The sequence below is a fragment of the Corynebacterium kutscheri genome (assembly GCF_000980835.1).
Classification (GTDB): domain Bacteria; phylum Actinomycetota; class Actinomycetes; order Mycobacteriales; family Mycobacteriaceae; genus Corynebacterium; species Corynebacterium kutscheri.
In genome coordinates, this window is sequence record NZ_CP011312.1 from 113,281 (window position 1) to 129,867 (window position 16,587).

Sequence of the window (16,587 nt, forward strand, 5' to 3'; positions counted from 1 at the left end):
GTGCGGATAGTGGTTGCACTTGGGGGTAATGCGTTACTTCAACGAGGGCAAAAAGCTGATGCCCAACCTCAAATTGACAATGTAGTTGCGGCCGTCGATGCGCTGGGTCAGATCGCTGAGGAACATGATCTTGTGCTTACCCACGGTAATGGGCCTCAAGTTGGCATACTGGCGCTTCAATCGGCAAACGATGAAACCTTAACAGTGCCTTATCCTTTCGATTCTATTGGTGCAATGACACAGGGCATGATCGGTTACTGGATGCTGGAAGCGTTGGAGAATCGCCTGCCGCATCGTTCGGTTGCCTCCATTGTGAACCAGACTTTGGTTCTTGCAAGTGATCCAGCCTTTGATAATCCAACCAAGTTTGTTGGTGCAGTGTATTCAGAAGAAGAAGCACGCCAGCTAAGCCAGGAGCGCGGTTGGGTCATGAAGGAAGACGGCCAATATTACCGACGAGTTGTTGCCTCACCAATGCCGCAACGCATTGTTGAAATAAAGGTCATTAGGACACTGGTGGAAAACGGTATCATCGTTATTTGCTCTGGTGGTGGCGGTATCCCAGTGGCTCGCGATGAAAATGGACGCCTGGTTGGTATTGAAGCTGTTATTGATAAAGATCGCTCGGGTGCTGTTTTAGCAGAGAGCCTGGACGCAGATTTCTTTATGATTCTCACCGACGTTCCAGCAGTTTTTGATAATTATGGAACCCCAGATCAAACAGAGATTCGTCAGGCAACTCCTGCCCAATTGCGTTCTAAAGGCTTTGCAGCTGGATCAATGGGGCCCAAAGTAGAAGCCGCATGTACGTTTGTTGAACTTACTGGTGGCGTGGCAGCTATCGGCCGGTTAGAAGATGCCGAGAAGATCCTGAAAGGCGAAGCAGGAACAATTATTACGCCAAGCGGATCTTATATGAGTCCCGCTCTCAGCGTTAATTCCTTGCCACGCGCATCATAAATCGCAACATAAAACTTTTTAAGACTTCACCTTGCGCGACAAGGTGCAGAAAACAAGACGCAATAGCGTCACAGTCATGGTGTCGAGGGAGACACCAGAACACAGGAAAGAGGTAGAACCATGACAAAGATTGTCAATTCATGGAATGATTTCGATCCGCTGAAACACGTGATCGTTGGTAAAGCGGACTTCTCAGTAATCCCCGATGAAGAACCTGCCACCTCTGAAAAGGTGCCTGTCGATTCTGAAATGCGGGGCATGTGGGGACCTCGACCTACCCACATGGTAGAGAAAGCTAACGAGCAGCTTGATAATTATGCGAAGGTTCTTGAAGGACTCGGTATCAAGGTGGATCGGCCAACTCCTATTCAGTGGAATCAGCATATGCAGACCCCAGATTTCCGAGTGAAGTCCGGTATGACGCAAATGCCGCCACGTGATATTTTGCTGACCATGGGTAACGAAATCCTTTCGTCTGCCAATTCATTCCGCTGCCGTTATTTTGAATATCTTGCTTATTGGCCGCTTATGAATGAATATTTCGAGCAGGATCCAGATTTCAAGTGGACTCAGGCACCTCGACCTCGTCTAACAGATGCTTCCTATAAGCACAATTATTATGACGAGAAGATCTCTTTGGAAGAACGTCTTGAGCGTACCGCTAACCTTGACTTCGTTACGACGGAAGTTGAACCTATGTGGGATGCTGCCGATGTGATGCGTTTGGGCAAAGACCTCTTCATTCAGCATGGTCTAACAACCAACCGTAAAGCCATGGAATGGTTCAAGCGTTACTACCCAGAGCACCGCGTTCACGCTGTGAACTTCCCAGGAGATCCATATCCAATCCACATTGATGCAACGTTTGTTCCGCTGCGCCCTGGCTTGATTATTAATAATCCACATCGCCGACTCCCAGACGAGCAACGCAAGATCTTCGAAGCAAATGATTGGCAGATCGTTGATGCTGCAAAGCCAGCACACGATGAGCCACCAGCACTGTGCTACTCCTCAGTCTGGTTGTCCATGAACTGCCTGGTCATTGACCATAAGACAGTGGTTGTGGAAGCTTCGGAAGTCTATCAAGCTGAGCAACTTGATAAGTTGGGCTTCAATGTTATCCCAGTCGAGATGCGTGATTTCGCATACGCCTTCGGTGGTGGCTTGCACTGCGCTACTGCTGATGTGTACCGCGAGGGTGGATGTGAAGACTACTTCCCGAACCAGATTCCTAACGACGTTACTCTCGTCTAGGTAATCTTCGCCTAGGAGGGAGTAGCTTCATTATGAAGCTCTCCCTCCGTTTTTTAGCTATATCTCTTAAAAAATAGTGAGCGTGACTCTCAATGGCTAGTACTAGCACCTCGGTAACACCTGTACCGAAAAAGCCAGTCCTATGGATAAAAAAAATCGGTTTTATCGCCATGTTCATTTCCGCAACTGGAATGGGCTTGGTAGGTACACTTGCCCGGCCATCGACCCCGATTAATCCTAATACCGGCTCCAGCTATATCATCGGTGATTTCTTGGCTGCTGGACGCATGATGGTCGGATGTCTTGGCATGTTGGCCGTCATTATTGGACTTAAAAAACTTGATAAGCTGCGAAACTCTAGAGTGTCTTTTGCGGTGGTCGCCGGTGGATTATCCATTGGTATTTCACTAGCACTGTATGTTTCTTCGACACTGATGACTTCAATCGCAAACGCAGTCTTCCTTATTTACACTGGACCAATATTTTCTGCACTATTGGCGTGGATTTTCCTTAAAGAGAAGATTAGCTTACGCAACACCTTCTTCCTCTTATTAGTGTTCTTGGGCATGCTGCTTACAATTGGCATTATTCGTTGGGACGAGGGCATTCGTATCGGTCTTGATTTAGCCCCTAACCCGCAAATGCCAAATAAAGCTTTGGGTGATCTTTTTGGCCTTGGCTCTGGTATCTTCTATGGACTGGCGTTGTTCTTCTATCGCTATCGAAGTGATATGGACTCCGAAGTTCGAGGTTTTTATAACTTCATTTTTGGTGCAGTCGGTGCAATAGTGGTCATGGTATTCCGAATGAGATTCATTGATGATACTAATCCGTTTACTGTGATGCAGCCGGTGAACTGGGCATGGGCAGCAGTACTGTTCGTCGTTTGTGGCTTTATTGCGATCGGTTCCCTTGTTGTTGCTGGTAAGAATCTTTTGGCAGTGGAACTTTCTACTGTTGCTTATTGGGAATGCGTGGTTGCCTTGCTGCTTGGGCTATTCCTTTGGAATGAACCAATTTCCTTATTCGGTTTCATTGGTGGAGTGCTCATTATCATCGGTGGCTTAGGGCCAGTGATTGCTCTTATTTCCACCCGAAAGCAGAGCGAGGATTACCCGTCTCACATAGACTCAAGCAACGTGAGTTAGAAAAATATAACTGGTTGATTAGGAAAGCTGCTGGTGTTATCCAGTGGGACAGTACCAGCAGCCCCGCAGATAGGAACGCTGGTAAGTGCTGTGGAACGACCTTCAGAAATAAGTGTAAAAAGTAATTACAGTGACATCGATCATTCTGCCTTGAAAAAGGCTGCTGCTGGTAGCTTTTTGGGTAATTTTGTTGAATGGTTTGACTACGCTTCCTATAGCTACCTTGCCACGATTATTGCAGCCGTATTTTTCCCGACCGATGATCCCGCTTTGGCATTGCTACAAACCTTTGCGGTTTTTGCATTCTCCTTTATCCTGCGTCCAATAGGGGCTGTGGTATGGGGTTATCTGGGAGATCGACGAGGCCGGCGGTGGGCATTGTCGTGGTCAATTTTACTTATGTCAACCGCTACCTTTTTGATCGGTTGTATCCCATCATTTGCCACAATTGGGTATCTGGCGCCAATTCTATTATTGACTTTGCGAACAATACAAGGATTCTCGGCTTCTGGCGAATATGCTGGTGCATCGGTTTTTCTGGCAGAGTACTGTAGCGCGAAACATCGGGGTATTTATACCTCATTAGTTCCTGCTTCGACTGCAACTGGACTTTTGCTGGGATCAATTACTGCTACTGGGTTATATTCATTTTTTACTCCAGACAGCTTAGAATCTTCGGGTTGGCGGCTACCATTTCTTGTTGCCGGACCATTAGGTTTGGTGGGACGCTATATTCGGATTCATTTGGAAGATTCGCCAGCATATGTGGCGATGACTCAGAAAGCTAGCCAAAAAGTAACTCGGAAAACAAAAAATCCATTTCGAGTTTTATATAAGAATCACTGGCGGACAGTAATAATCGCCTTTGGTGTGGCCTCTTTGAATGCGGTTGCATTTTATGTATTACTGGCATACATGCCCACCTATCTGACCGAAACAGCGGGATTTGATAGTGGGAAATCTAATTTAGCGTCGTCGATTGTCTTGCTTGGGTATGTCTTCTTCATATTCATAATGGGACATCTATCAGATAAGTATGGTCGTAAAATCATGCTTTTCGTCGCATGTGGTTTGTTTATTGTGCTGACAGTGCCACTTTTTGCTTGTTTGGAAACGAGTAGTTTCTGGACGGTAGTCGGTGTAGAAATGTTGCTTGTTCTTATTTTGACGATGAATGATTCAACCTTACCGACGTTTCTTTCTGAATCTTTCCCAACCGAGGTGCGATATTCCGGTTTTGCGTTGTCATTTAATATGGCCAATGCATTATTGGGTGGAACTGCGCCTTTTGTGGCTACGTGGCTTATTGGTGCAACAGGAAATGCTCTTGCACCTGCATGGTATTTAGTAGGAATTGCCCTGTTGGCGATGATAGCTATGATTTTTGCACCCACTCCGGTGGAGTTCGAGGGCAGTGAAGATTTGGCTGAGAAAATAAGTTTGTTGCAAAGGAAAACAGAAGCATAAACCGCGCATGTGCTACACTACATCGGGGTAAGTTTTCCAATACCCGATGGTGAGGTGAAAGCATGTTTGATGATGCCTATCAAACTCGGGGAAGACGGAAACGGCAAAAAATCATTGAGGCTACGGCTCTGCTCCTGCGTGAGTCAGGGCCGGGTTCTGTCACACATCGCAGTGTTGCTTCCCGGGCAGGGGTTTCTCTTTCAGCTACGACATACTACTTTTCTGGTCTCGATGAATTATTAGAAGAGGCTGCTCGGTTAAACATACAGTCGTGGGTTCAACGTGTTCGGCACACTTGGAATGGCATCGTTGAAAAAGAGCCTCCGGAAAATGAGCGAGAGGCTGCGGAAATCCTGATTCGTGCTTGTTTGCCTAAAGATATTCCGTTGGATAACCACTATCGGCAGCTTATTGCTGTGGGTACCTCTAATGTGGTGAAGAAGGCTTATCGAGCCGGACGGATTGAGCTTGATGCTGCCTTGGAAAAGGTTATTGAGCATATTGGGGTAGACATTCCGGCACAGGTAGTTATTGGTATTGTTGACGGTGCTGCGGTTGCTGCTATTTCTGAAGGGCGCGATATTCGAGAAACTGCCATGAACTTGCTTATTCAAGTTTTGAATTTTAAATCGGACGATGAGCATAATGGGTTACAAGAAGTTGGGGGCAAAGCGGTAGCAGCTCGACTATGAGTTGTTGTATGCGTTAATAGAAGCTAAACCTTGCCGAAAGGCAAGTAACTAAAAGCATGCGCGTCTCGCTGGTAGAAGCGTTTCCTTATTAGGGTAGGTGTCGGGGGATGCTTTTATGTGGATAAATGCTCCCATATCTTCATTGACCTAGAGAAATATGTATTTCTGGGATTTTAATGTGGGTAGCGTGGTTTTGAGCTGGGTATTTTTTTGTTCTTTCATGTAGCTGCGGTGTACTCTCACAGGGCAAAGTTAGTATTGCCTTGCCTTATTCATTGGTGGAATTGTGTTGAGCTGCTGGATAAGCGCAAGCTTTTCACAAGGATAATGATGAAGCTACGTGTTCATTTGATAACACTTTCTATGGTTAAGGCTCTTGCAGCTGCTGCCACATTAATGTTGGTATTCATGCTCTGTAGTCCAGTACAGGCTGCAGATACTCGCTCGCTTAGGTACGACACTATATATTCAAATATTGGTGTTACCTCGCGCAATATTGTTTATGACGCTGCCCGTGATCGAATTATTGTGCTCGAAGATAATGCAACAGATAAAACTGGTGCGTTTAACTGGTTTGATGTGACAACCAATACCGTTAATGAGAAATCGGTTCCACTAGATCATGCGCAGCCAGAGCATATTGCTATTGACGAAGCCCGTGATCGGTTATATATCCTGCACTATCGCACGGAAGCATTAAGCGTTATTCAACTTTCGACGAATACCGTGCTCAAAACAATAACTGGCATGCCTAAATGGGCAGCAGGTATTGCTTTGAACTCAGATACCGGCAATGTGTACGTGTGGAGCAAAGAGATCATTGAGGTCGACCCGGAATCAGAAACTGTCAGTGAGCCGGTTAAGATTTCTCATGAGAAATATCCTCGCCTTAAAGATGCGGTGTACGACTCGGAGAGCAAATTTTTGTGGATTGCCGAGGGTAATAAGTCGATCATTACCGCCTTTGATACTCAAACTAAAACCTGGAAAAGCGATGTAGCAATCCCAGTATCAAGCTTTAAGTACAATGACGAAGAAGTAACAGGCCAAACTTCGATGCTGGCTTTTGATCCCACCTTGTACACCCTATATGTGGCAGTTACTCCACGTAGCGCCGATAAATGGACTGGGACAAAACTAATCAGCATTAATACCTCAACCGGAAAGCATATCGGGGAGCCGATTCTGCTTGGCGATACCGTTCGTCAACTTTTGGTCAACCCGGCCACCCATGAGCTTTATGCATCAGCAGGCTTTGACAATAAAGTACAACTTATTGATCCTGCTACCTGGACGGTAACCCAAGAAGTAGATTTCAATACAGAAAATATTACTAAGGGTACTGGTACCGCTGCTGCAGATACCTGGGGAATTACGCTGAATGCTACGGGTACCACGTTGTATGCGAGCCATCCATATACTAATCGACTTTCTGCCTTAACCCTTAGCGGTACCGCTGCGCCAGCAACTATTCGGCAGCCAGCACCCGGTCAGGATGACACCGATTCACATACGCCACCAATTAATAACGGTAGCCCTTGGCAAGGGCCAGATGCGTTAAGCGTCGAAAAGCCAAGTGAGACCGCTATAGCTTTGAGCGAGGCCACTTTTACCTGGGGTGTTTCTGAGTATGCCCAAGGGTGGGAACAAGTCGGTCTAGGCAATACAGTAAAGGTAGATGAAATCAACCATACCTTTACCTTTAGTGAGGGAACCGGTTGGTTAAATCTAGAAAATGGAACAACTCAAATTGGTTGGTCGGGAGGGTTTTCCCTGCGCCCCTATGCGGGATTGGTACCGTCGATTCGCTTCTTGATGGGCAATCCGCTGCTTACAATGCATAAAGATGGTTCTGGCAGTGTAACAATGGATGTATCTACCGTCGACCCTCAGAATAACCAGAGCGAATATAAGCGGGTTACTGTGGCCAACTTTGCCGCTGGAACCTTTATGGGCGAAAATCAAGGGGAGACCGTATCGGTGACCGGTAGGCCAGAATATGCTAATAAATCCTGGCCACAGGAGTTTGTGGATATCATTCCTGAATCAATGAAGGCATGGTGGTTTAGCACCGGTGCTTCCCTGGATCCAAAGAAACCACCAGCTGAGGTTCGCGTTGCTTTCCGACGACCAGCAACGTCTCCTGATTCGGAAGAAGAATCGAACTTCCCGCCATTTGTACCCATTCCACTTCCGATTTTGCTACCTCTTTTGGGTAGTGCCTCGTCTGGTTCTTCTGCACTAGGGGCAGAAAAAGCAACACCAGCACCAGTTGCGCAGCCAGAGCACAAACCATCTACCCAGGTGTCAGAACAAAAGGTAGCACCCACCGAGCAAACTATGGCTCAGAAGAAAGATCCCCAGAGTAGGGAACTTGCTCGTACCGGTGTGTCACTAGTGCCTCTTATTATGCTAGCCATGGCTTGTATGCTTGGTGGGGCAGGTGTTCTGAGATTATTTTCCCTGAAAAATAAAATATAGTGCTCATGTGTAGCCATTATGCAAGGGCAAAAAGCGTGATGTGAGAAGCTATTTTGACCCCATGTGTATATAAAGCTGGATTCTTTATCGGATCCAACTTTTTACTTTTAGTATCACAGCCCATCAATATGGGGTGTATCAATGATGCCTTAGATGGTTAGATGCCAATCAAAAGATTGACCCTAGTCCTTCATGACGACTAATCTAGGTTAGATTAACCTAATAAGTTCATGTGTTTTGCATATTAATGATCTTGCTGTGGTTAGCCAAAAATCTTTTTTGATACTTGAGTGATGCAGTTTTTGAAAAGCTGAATTAGTTAAGCAGTGGAGGAAATATATGTGGGAAATTTATGATCGACTGATTGCTGATATTGATCCAAAGGTTCAGGTGGTATCAACCAAGACGGCGGAACCGGTTGCAGAAGTAGTCAGTTCAGAGTCAAGTGTAGGTCGCGCTTTCTTATTGCCTTCAGATTCACGTCCAGCAACATTGACGGCAGAGGAGATGGTGGGTCGGCCGCTTAAAGACGTAGCACAACTAGCTAAATCATGGAATTTTACTGAAGCTGCCTTTGGTATGGCAGCGATTAATGCTTGGTGGGGTGCACGGCACCGGGTAGTAGAAAATGGATTTGAGCTAATGGAATCCACATCCTTTGGAGAACTATTCAATCCCTATGCTGAATTAGTTGCCGGGAAGACAGTGGGAATCGTAGGACACTTTCCTTTCGCCTATCGGGCACTAGCTGGTGCTGGTGAGATAAAGATTTTTGAACGTAATCTACGTCCTGGTGATTACCCCGATTCAGCAAGTGAATACCTGCTTCCAGAATGCGACTACGTATTTATTACCGGTTCGGCATTCGTTAACAAAACCATGCCTCGGTTATTAGAACTCAGTAAAGATGCATTCACTGTTGTAGTCGGCCCTTCGGCATCGTGTGCGCCATTTCTTTTGGAATATGGCGTTAATGACCTTTTAGGGTTTTCCTCAACGCCAGAACCGGAACCGGAAGCTAACGGTTTGGACTTATTTATTGCACATGGCACCTGGCATGGCCGACGAGTCAAATTATCGGCATAAGCCGAATATGCCATACACGGCGGTATAGCACCAGCACGACAGCGGTTAAAGACTACTTAAAATCTGGTTAAGAGTTTCATTGTGTCGTCAACTATGTCTTGGTGCAGATAAAAAATATTCAAGAAGGAAAAGAAATGCGAAAATCAAGGCCTTTCATTAAAAGTTCGGTAGCTATTTTTATGGCTACGTCGCTGATTGTTGGGTGTAGTTCGCAATCGGATCAAGCTAGCGAACAATCTGCTACTACTCAAGCAAACGCAACCACCCACGAACCACACCTGGTTAGCGATCATAATGGGCATGAAACAATGGTGCCCGGTGAAATTAATCGGGTAGTTTTTGAACAGATTCCATTAATGTCTACCTTTTTAGCTTTTCATGATGGACAAGCACCTGGATTGGTTGGGGCAAGTGCACACCTGATTAACCAGATGGATCAAACCATTGTGATGCAAAAAGTACCTGAGGCGTTGAAAGTTGATACGTCTTTTGATGATAAAGGTGTCCCCAGTGCGGAATCATTAGCAGCATTACACCCAGATGTTGTTTTTAATAATGCATTCAATGAAAAGAACTCAACGATTATTGATTCCGGTGGGCTAACCAGGGTTGGGTTTAAAACTGTTGGGGCACCTACTGAAACCTATGTCGAATGGTTTGAATTGCTAGAAGAGGTCTATGGAACCCCAGGGAAAACCAAAGATAAGGTAGCTGCCGGGAGCAAAATTATCGACGATGTGACAACACGAGTAAATAAAGTTGATCCCGCTGCGCAAAAGAAAGTTCTTGTTGTCATGGGGGCTGGTCAAGGAACATTACGTGTTGCTGGTGGCAGGGCTGGTTGGTTCACCGAGTCGTGGGCTGATCGAATGAATTTCCACAATGTTAGTGCTGGTACGGATCAATCAGCGGTTCAGGCGAATCTTGAACAGATTACTGCTTGGGATCCAGACGTTATCTTGGTTACTGGTAGAGGCATGTCTAGCATGACGGCAGCAGAAATCCTGGGTAACCAGATTGAGGGAATGGATCTCAGTAATCTGCGAGCAGTCAAAGACAAGCAAGTCTTTACTACCGAACTTGGGATGTGGAACTGGTTTACCCCCTCGCCAGATGCTCCACTGGTAGCAGCTTGGTTGGGAGAAAAACTATATCCAGAACAATTTAGCGATCTAGATTTAGCAAAACTAACCAAAGATCACTACAAGCTTAACTATGGTTGGGAGCTTAGCGACGCTGAGATTACGCGGATTCTTGATCCAGACGCATAAGTGAGCTGAAGAGAAAATTCATGATGGTTCAGTTAACTCGTGGTGATAAACTGCGAGGCTGGTTTGTGCTTACCCTTATTGCTGTGGTTATCGGGGTATCTTGTCTAGCACTAGTACTAGGACGATACCCAATCGCACCGACAACAGTTATTGAGGTACTGCGCAACGAGATTTTTCATAATGCGGTGAGCGATCCAACAAATAGATCCATTGTTATGACAACTCGATTACCAAGAATCGTGTTGGCACTCTTTGTTGGTTGCGGACTAGCAGTTGCCGGATCAGCTTTCCAATCATTGTTTTCAAATCCACTAGCTACCCCCGATACCCTGGGGGTAGCAGCGGGAACCTGCGTTGGGGCTGTGATTGGGCTTATGCTCGATTGGAATATAATCGGCGTGCAACTTTTGGCACTTATCTGCGGGCTCATTACGGTATATGTGGCCATGATAATTGCTAAAACACAAGGTCAAACGTCGATAGTTATGTTGATTCTTGCTGGTGTAGTTATGTCAGCAGTGGCAAATGCAATCATTTCAATTTTAAAATTGGTTGCTGATCCAACCAGCAAACTTCCCGAAATCACCTATTGGCTCATGGGATCCTTAGCTGGTGTGCAATTTAGTGCAATCGCATTAGGCATACCAGGAGTAGTAATTGGTTTAATAGTGATTTATTTATTGCGGTGGCGGCTCAACATTCTTTCTTTATCTGAAGATGAAATTCGAGCAACCGGAGTCAATGTAAAAATATTACGGCCGCTTATCATTGGAGCGGCAACCCTTATCACCGCGTCTGTGGTCTCTATGTGTGGGCAGGTGGGCTGGATCGGACTTTTGGTACCACATTGTGCGCGCATGCTCGTTGGCAACAACTCCAAGGTGGTCATCCCTACCTCAATGCTATTGGGGAGTTGTTTTATGGTGATCATTGATACTTTGGCACGAACAGTCTCCGCTTCTGAGATCCCTATTTCAGTATTAACCGCCCTTGTGGGAGCACCATTTTTCATTTCGCTACTACGCAGCAGTGGAGGTCGATGGCGATGAGCCTTGCAGTAAAAGCAGGTGAGTTTTGTTATCCCGGTACTGCTAGGTCAATTCTTAACAATGTCAATTTTCAGCTTTTATCAGGTGAACTATTAGCCATCCTTGGACCCAATGGTGCTGGAAAAACCACCCTGTTAAAAGCAATGATTGGGTTACACCAATGGACTAAAGGAGAGACGTTTCTTCATGGGATTGCCTTGAAAAATCTCTCCATACGCGAAATTGGGTGCGCAATTTCTTATGTACCGCAAGCAAAATCCGCCGCGCCCTTATCGTTGAGCGGCATAGAAATGGTAGAACTTGGTCTCGCACCAAAACTTGGTACCTTTGCCCAACCGGGCAAACAGGAACGCAACCTTGCCTGGCAAGCTTTAGAACGCGTCGGGGCAACCGGCTTAGCAAACCTACCCTGTGGGCAAATGTCTGGGGGACAGTTCCAAATGGTTCTCATTGCCCGAGCACTAGTTACAAACCCACAGGTACTAGTACTCGATGAGCCGGAAACAGGACTTGATTTTCGTAATCAACTAATAGTTTTAGAGTTACTACGACACCTTGCCGATAGCGGTTTAATGGTGGTGATGAATACACATTATCCCTCGCACGCACTACGCATTTCTGACAAGACGATACTGATTGGCAAAGACCACAGTATCCGATTTGGGGAAACAAAAACACTGCTTACTGAAAAAACCTTATCCAAGTTATTTGATGTTGAAATTGCAGTAGCACAGATTAATTCCGGGGTGAAAACACTAAAAGTGGTTGCACCAATAGGCCTTATAGGCTCTTAACTAACGCGCTTTATCATGCTCTAACCAAAGCAGGTATTTTCCTGGCTTTGGTTAGGAAAGCATTTTTTGTAGCTAAAAAACCTCAATCCGAGCACCAAGATTTTCTGCCTGAATAAGCTGGTTTACCCACCCAGGTGCACCGGGATGGACGCGAAAGACCGGCCGACTTGAGATCTTTAGTGGGCTTACCGATTCACTAGAGTGCATTCCTGAACGTGCCTCGAAGCGGATACGAGAGCGATAACCAGAATCAACGAGTTCTTCGATATTTGGTTTCGACCCGGTCAAATGAGCACGGGTATCTTCCAAAATACTAATGGCTTCGTCTACAGCGTTAAGAAGTGCTGGTGCATTGGTTTCACACATGGCTCGCACGAGGGAAGGCGCAGTACCAGCAACCCGGGTGCCATCACGAAAACTACCTGCGGCTAAGGATAACGAAAGTGCGCCGCCATTATCACCGACAATTGCTAAGGTTTCTGCGAGTACATGCGGTAGGTGCGAGATTCGTGCTACCGCGGCATCGTGTTGGGCGACTCGGCAGGGAATAACTTCAGCACCAACAGTTGATGCCATCGCAGCGACATCACGCCATAACTCTAACCACTGAGTACTCGGAGTATGGTCAACAGCATGATCGAAGGTAACTACCCAGGCTGCTGATTGGAAAAGTCCATCGATACTAGCACCCCAACCGCTTTGTGCAGTCCCAGCCATGGGGTGCCCACCAACATATTTATCTACTAATCCATGTGCACGCACCATTGCATATACCTCACTTTTTACGCTCACCACATCAGTGAAACCACAGTGCGGGGCATACGTTGCTAGTGCCCCCAAAAGGGTATTAATAGCCGGCATGGGGGTAGCTAAAACAATGAGGGCGTTATCACTTTCAGCGCGCTTTAAGGTGGCTTCAAGATCGGAGCTAATATCGAAACCTTCTTTGACACCGGCGCGTGTTCCTGAAGGTGAGCGGTTAAAGCCATACGCTGGTACCTGTTTGCTCACCAGTGAGCGAAGTAGCGAACCGCCAATGAGTCCGAGTCCAATAATGCATACGGGGCGTGTAAATGGAAGCGTAGTCACCTTTTCAGTGTCGCATATCCCGACTACGGTTAGCACTATGAAGCACAACTTTGCTGTGACCATCACGCGCACCGACTCCACCTGGCAGGTGCACACCTTTGATGATGATTATTCGGATCTTCAGACATCTGTGCGCGCCGTTCGTAATCTACGCGCTGAAGGTGCCTCCTTTGCTCTTTTATGTGTAGAAGATGATTATTTTGTTGTTGTGCGCCCGACACCTACCAAGGTGAAGTATTTGCTTTCCGACGCCTCTGCCGCCTCCGAAGATGATTTTGCCGCCAGCATTCTCGAAGAACTAGATGTAGAGATCCCCGAAGCAGGGGAAGACCCGTGGGCAGAAGGCGATTTCGATATCCTCGCAGATATTGGTTTGAGTGGGCAGATTATGGCGCTTATTTGCGATGAAACCGATTGGTGGGCATCTGAACAAGTACAGCGTCTTGCCGAGGAACTAGGAGTAGAAGATGAGCTTGAGCAAGCACTTGCCCCAAGCTCTCGGTGAATATCGCGCTGAACAACGTATGCGTATCGCGTTGGAGCAAGCACACTTTACCCCACCAGGTGATATCCCAGTGGGGGCAGTAATTTTTAGCCCTTCCGGAGAAATTATTGGCCGTGGGGTCAATCGTCGAGAAGCCGATCAAGATCCTTTAGGACACGCTGAAATAATGGCGATCCGGCAAGCAGCACCACGCTTAGGGGATAGCTGGCGGCTTAGCGATTGCGAACTAGTGGTTACCCTAGAACCGTGCACTATGTGTGCTGGTGCCGCAGTAGGAGCACGCATGGGCAGCATTATTTTTGGTGCTTATGAGCCCAAAACCGGGGCCTGCGGTTCACTTTTCGACGTGGTACGAGACCAAAGCCTACTGCATCGTCCACAGGTGCGCGCCGGGGTATTAGAAGACGAGTGCAGTCGGTTACTAAGCGACTTTTTTACGTCGTTACGCAATTGTGAACATGCTTATGAACTGGGAAAATAGTTCATAAGGTAAATTTTTTTCGGATAGAGCTAAGAAAAAGCGCAACTGCTACGTAGTATGGAAGATGTAAACAAAAATAAATTTTCTTCAAGGAAATGCGTATGGAACTGAATAAGAATGCACTTTCCGAGGTGGTTAACAAAGTTAGCGACCTCAATGAGAAGGCTTCGGCTGTAATTGACCAGGTGAAAGAGAAAGTCGCGGATAACGAGACCTTGTCTGGCTTGGTTGAGCGCGCCGATGATGTCCAGGATAAGGCCGAGAGTCTTATTAAGCAGGCTAAAGAGAAAATGGCAGGTGATACTAATGAGTAATCTTTCCAACAAATTTGAAGATGTAGCCGGCAAAGCTAAAGAAGCTATCGGTGAGGCAACTGATAATGAGAAACTCGAAAATGAGGGCAAAAAAGATCAGGTTGTTTCCGATGTTAAAGAGGCTGTAGATAAGGCTGGCGAGTCCATCAAGGATGCAGCAAACAAAGTTATTGGTTCTTTTAAGAAGGACGACGATCAGTAAATTTGGTGCTGCGTCACCGTATTGCTAGGCTGTTTTGCGGTGGCGTGTCCGAGCGGCCGAAGGTGTTCGCCTCGAAAGCGAATGTTGGGTAACCCCCAACCGCGGGTTCAAATCCCGCCGCCACCGCAGCTAACCCCCTTTGATTTACATGATCAAAGGGGGTCTTTTAATAGGTGAGTTTGTTTGAAGAAGGCCGGATATTTTTTGTGATACATGCCGATAGCATGCAGCATATTGTGGATATGTTTATTGTTCACCGCACCTGATATGCACCGTTAATATTGACGCAAATGAATAGCACCTTGACCGCGGGTAGCTCGTACTATCTGGGCAATAGCAAGGATCATCTCTAGTAATTCTTCAGTACGATTCCCGAGTGCCCGGAAGAGAAATCCTGGTTTATCGCATTCCGAAATTGCTGCAATGACACTTGAGTTCTTGGTTAAATATTCAGTTAGATAACCTCGAACGGTGTCAATAATCTCAGAATTAATGTTAGGGTCAAAACAAATTGCGGTGGCAATATGAGTTTTCCCGCCCATAAATACACTAGAATCTTGGGAAAATTCTATCTCCAATGGATTAATCCGTAGGTTATCTACCAGCACAAGTTCTTTGTCTCTGTGGATTACAGAACGAATATGGGCTTGGTGATATAAGAAATTTTCCCCTTCCGGAGACCAGCCTGGAGTAATGATGTCGGAAATAAAGAGAGAGCCCTGTGGGTGTACCTGTGCCGTAATATGCTGACGGAAATCTGCATCACGGTACAGGATGAGTTGATCCGGGATATATTCTAAAACCGCATCCGCAGCAACATGAATATCAACATTTTGGACAACAAAGTCCCCTGGAGTTCGATACACCTTAGTGGCTGATTGATCTGTCAATAGCATTGATGCTCCAGATTCAACAGCAAGCTGGATGCGATATGCATCGCCGCCAACATACCCGCCACCGGGATTAACGATGGTGTAATACACCTGTCCAGAATCATCGAGGTAATGCGGGCGAAGAATTTTCAACGCTCGGGTATGGTATTGGGTTGTAGCGACTGATTTATTGCCGCTCATACCAATTCCTAATTCGAGCACACCCATTTCCTCATGCGGAGGATTATGCTCAAAAGTGCCTTTATCGAGATCCCACATTTAGTCCGCCAGATCAACCATTAAAACGTCGTGACGGATCCAGTTGATAACCTTATCTAGCCCCTCATCGGTTTTAAGATTTGTCAGTACAAAAGGTTTATTACCCCGGAAAACCTTAGAGTCTTCTTCCATAACGCGTAGATCTGCGCCCACATGAGGGGCAAGATCTGTTTTATTAATGACAAAGAGATCAGACTTAATCATGCCCTGACCAGCCTTGCGCGGGATCTTCTCGCCTTGGGCAACATCGATAATGTAGATGGAAAAATCTACTAGCTCTGGACTAAAAGTTGCTGAGAGATTATCGCCGCCTGATTCCACAAATACCAACTCAAGGTCAGGATGGCGCTTGACTAGTTCATCAAAGGCAGCATCATTCATTGAGGTATCTTCCCGAATGGCGGTGTGCGGACAACCACCGGTTTCGACACCAATAATGCGATCTTCGGGCAAGAGACCTTCTTTAGCAAGGATCTTTGCATCCTCAGTGGTGTAAATATCGTTGGTGATTGCCGCCATGGAGATTTCGCCGTCGAGTGCACGGGTAATGCGCTCGATTAATGCGGTCTTGCCGGAACCAACTGGTCCGCCGACACCAATTTTAATAACACTCATTTTTCTCTTTTCCTCATGTGGTTGATTG

The 16,587-nt window shown here is 46.4% G+C and carries 17 protein-coding genes and 1 tRNA gene; 15 read left to right on the forward strand and 3 right to left on the reverse strand.

The genetic code is table 11. The features are described from left to right. The 10 genes from arcC (at position 1) to UL82_RS00550 (ending at position 12,202) form a co-directional block, all read left to right on the forward strand. The gene (gene arcC / locus UL82_RS00505) at positions 1 to 960 is read left to right on the forward strand and encodes a carbamate kinase (protein WP_046438362.1); all 960 of its coding nucleotides are present in this window, start codon (positions 1 to 3) and stop codon (positions 958 to 960) included. Between the two features lie 120 nt (positions 961 to 1,080). After that, the gene (locus UL82_RS00510) at positions 1,081 to 2,214 is read left to right on the forward strand and encodes a serine/threonine protein kinase (protein WP_046438363.1); all 1,134 of its coding nucleotides are present in this window, start codon (positions 1,081 to 1,083) and stop codon (positions 2,212 to 2,214) included. Between the two features lie 92 nt (positions 2,215 to 2,306). Continuing rightward, the gene (locus UL82_RS00515; protein ID WP_046438365.1) at positions 2,307 to 3,362 is read left to right on the forward strand and encodes a DMT family transporter; all 1,056 of its coding nucleotides are present in this window, start codon (positions 2,307 to 2,309) and stop codon (positions 3,360 to 3,362) included. A gap of 90 nt (positions 3,363 to 3,452) precedes the next feature. Then, on the forward strand, positions 3,453 to 4,829 hold the full coding sequence (locus tag UL82_RS00520) for an MFS transporter (protein WP_232009498.1): 1,377 nt from the start codon (positions 3,453 to 3,455) through the stop codon (positions 4,827 to 4,829). 62 nt (positions 4,830 to 4,891) lie between these two features. Continuing rightward, positions 4,892 to 5,521, forward strand: coding sequence for a TetR/AcrR family transcriptional regulator (locus UL82_RS00525; protein WP_046438367.1), 630 nt, complete (start codon positions 4,892 to 4,894; stop codon positions 5,519 to 5,521). 327 nt (positions 5,522 to 5,848) lie between these two features. Next, complete coding sequence (locus UL82_RS00530) at positions 5,849 to 8,002, forward strand: YncE family protein (protein ID WP_126363931.1); 2,154 nt, start codon at positions 5,849 to 5,851, stop codon at positions 8,000 to 8,002. A gap of 339 nt (positions 8,003 to 8,341) precedes the next feature. Beyond that, the gene (locus UL82_RS00535; RefSeq protein WP_046438370.1) at positions 8,342 to 9,088 is read left to right on the forward strand and encodes a Rossmann-like domain-containing protein; all 747 of its coding nucleotides are present in this window, start codon (positions 8,342 to 8,344) and stop codon (positions 9,086 to 9,088) included. 179 nt (positions 9,089 to 9,267) lie between these two features. After that, on the forward strand, positions 9,268 to 10,359 hold the full coding sequence (locus tag UL82_RS00540) for an ABC transporter substrate-binding protein (protein WP_236685499.1): 1,092 nt from the start codon (positions 9,268 to 9,270) through the stop codon (positions 10,357 to 10,359). A 20-nt stretch (positions 10,360 to 10,379) separates the two neighbouring features. Continuing rightward, a complete protein-coding gene (locus UL82_RS00545; protein WP_046438372.1) occupies positions 10,380 to 11,408 on the forward strand; it encodes a FecCD family ABC transporter permease in 1,029 nt (342 codons plus the stop codon). Further along, positions 11,405 to 12,202: an ABC transporter ATP-binding protein gene (locus tag UL82_RS00550; protein ID WP_046438374.1), complete on the forward strand. Its 798-nt coding sequence runs from the start codon at positions 11,405 to 11,407 to the stop codon at positions 12,200 to 12,202. Before UL82_RS00545 ends, UL82_RS00550 begins: the two co-directional genes overlap by 4 nt. A gap of 72 nt (positions 12,203 to 12,274) precedes the next feature. On the opposite strand, the gene UL82_RS00555 is transcribed toward UL82_RS00550, so the two are convergent. Continuing rightward, positions 12,275 to 13,291, reverse strand: coding sequence for a prephenate dehydrogenase (locus UL82_RS00555; protein ID WP_046438376.1), 1,017 nt, complete (start codon positions 13,289 to 13,291; stop codon positions 12,275 to 12,277). Between the two features lie 37 nt (positions 13,292 to 13,328). Here UL82_RS00555 and UL82_RS00560 point away from each other — a divergent pair, with 37 nt between their 5' ends. From UL82_RS00560 to UL82_RS00580, 5 genes are all read left to right on the forward strand, one after another. Beyond that, positions 13,329 to 13,796 carry a tRNA adenosine deaminase-associated protein gene (locus tag UL82_RS00560; RefSeq protein WP_046441010.1) on the forward strand — a complete coding sequence of 156 codons (468 nt, stop codon included), beginning with the start codon at positions 13,329 to 13,331 and terminating at the stop codon, positions 13,794 to 13,796. Then, complete coding sequence (locus tag UL82_RS00565; protein WP_046438378.1) at positions 13,759 to 14,277, forward strand: nucleoside deaminase; 519 nt, start codon at positions 13,759 to 13,761, stop codon at positions 14,275 to 14,277. Before UL82_RS00560 ends, UL82_RS00565 begins: the two co-directional genes overlap by 38 nt. 101 nt (positions 14,278 to 14,378) lie before the next feature. Continuing rightward, complete coding sequence (locus UL82_RS00570; protein WP_046438380.1) at positions 14,379 to 14,591, forward strand: hypothetical protein; 213 nt, start codon at positions 14,379 to 14,381, stop codon at positions 14,589 to 14,591. Further along, on the forward strand, positions 14,584 to 14,793 hold the full coding sequence (locus tag UL82_RS00575) for a CsbD family protein (RefSeq protein WP_046438381.1): 210 nt from the start codon (positions 14,584 to 14,586) through the stop codon (positions 14,791 to 14,793). The genes UL82_RS00570 and UL82_RS00575 overlap by 8 nt, the downstream gene beginning before the upstream one ends. A 38-nt stretch (positions 14,794 to 14,831) precedes the next feature. Continuing rightward, positions 14,832 to 14,919, forward strand: a tRNA-Ser gene (locus UL82_RS00580). Positions 14,920 to 15,068: 149 nt separating this feature from the next. Here the strand turns inward: UL82_RS00580 and UL82_RS00585 are convergent. After that, positions 15,069 to 15,944, reverse strand: a complete 876-nt coding sequence (locus tag UL82_RS00585) for an urease accessory protein UreD (RefSeq protein ID WP_046438383.1) — start codon at positions 15,942 to 15,944, stop codon at positions 15,069 to 15,071. Beyond that, a complete protein-coding gene (gene ureG / locus UL82_RS00590) occupies positions 15,945 to 16,559 on the reverse strand; it encodes an urease accessory protein UreG (RefSeq protein ID WP_046438385.1) in 615 nt (204 codons plus the stop codon). Positions 16,560 to 16,587 lie beyond the last annotated feature (28 nt).

Excerpts from the sequence above, each read along its gene's own strand:
- UL82_RS00510 (WP_046438363.1), top strand. The coding sequence starts at position 1,081 with ATGACAAAGATTGTCAATTCATGGAATGATTTCGATCCGCTGAAACAC.
- UL82_RS00515 (WP_046438365.1), top strand. The coding sequence starts at position 2,307 with ATGGCTAGTACTAGCACCTCGGTAACACCTGTACCGAAAAAGCCAGTC.
- UL82_RS00525 (WP_046438367.1), top strand. The coding sequence starts at position 4,892 with ATGTTTGATGATGCCTATCAAACTCGGGGAAGACGGAAACGGCAAAAA.
- UL82_RS00530 (WP_126363931.1), top strand. The coding sequence starts at position 5,849 with ATGATGAAGCTACGTGTTCATTTGATAACACTTTCTATGGTTAAGGCT.
- UL82_RS00535 (WP_046438370.1), top strand. The coding sequence starts at position 8,342 with ATGTGGGAAATTTATGATCGACTGATTGCTGATATTGATCCAAAGGTT.
- UL82_RS00540 (WP_236685499.1), top strand. The coding sequence starts at position 9,268 with ATGGCTACGTCGCTGATTGTTGGGTGTAGTTCGCAATCGGATCAAGCT.
- UL82_RS00545 (WP_046438372.1), top strand. The coding sequence starts at position 10,380 with ATGATGGTTCAGTTAACTCGTGGTGATAAACTGCGAGGCTGGTTTGTG.
- UL82_RS00550 (WP_046438374.1), top strand. The coding sequence starts at position 11,405 with ATGAGCCTTGCAGTAAAAGCAGGTGAGTTTTGTTATCCCGGTACTGCT.
- UL82_RS00560 (WP_046441010.1), top strand. The coding sequence starts at position 13,329 with ATGAAGCACAACTTTGCTGTGACCATCACGCGCACCGACTCCACCTGG.
- UL82_RS00565 (WP_046438378.1), top strand. The coding sequence starts at position 13,759 with ATGAGCTTGAGCAAGCACTTGCCCCAAGCTCTCGGTGAATATCGCGCT.
- UL82_RS00570 (WP_046438380.1), top strand. The coding sequence starts at position 14,379 with ATGGAACTGAATAAGAATGCACTTTCCGAGGTGGTTAACAAAGTTAGC.
- UL82_RS00575 (WP_046438381.1), top strand. The coding sequence starts at position 14,584 with ATGAGTAATCTTTCCAACAAATTTGAAGATGTAGCCGGCAAAGCTAAA.
- UL82_RS00585 (WP_046438383.1), bottom strand. The coding sequence starts at position 15,944 with ATGTGGGATCTCGATAAAGGCACTTTTGAGCATAATCCTCCGCATGAG.
- ureG (WP_046438385.1), bottom strand. The coding sequence starts at position 16,559 with ATGAGTGTTATTAAAATTGGTGTCGGCGGACCAGTTGGTTCCGGCAAG.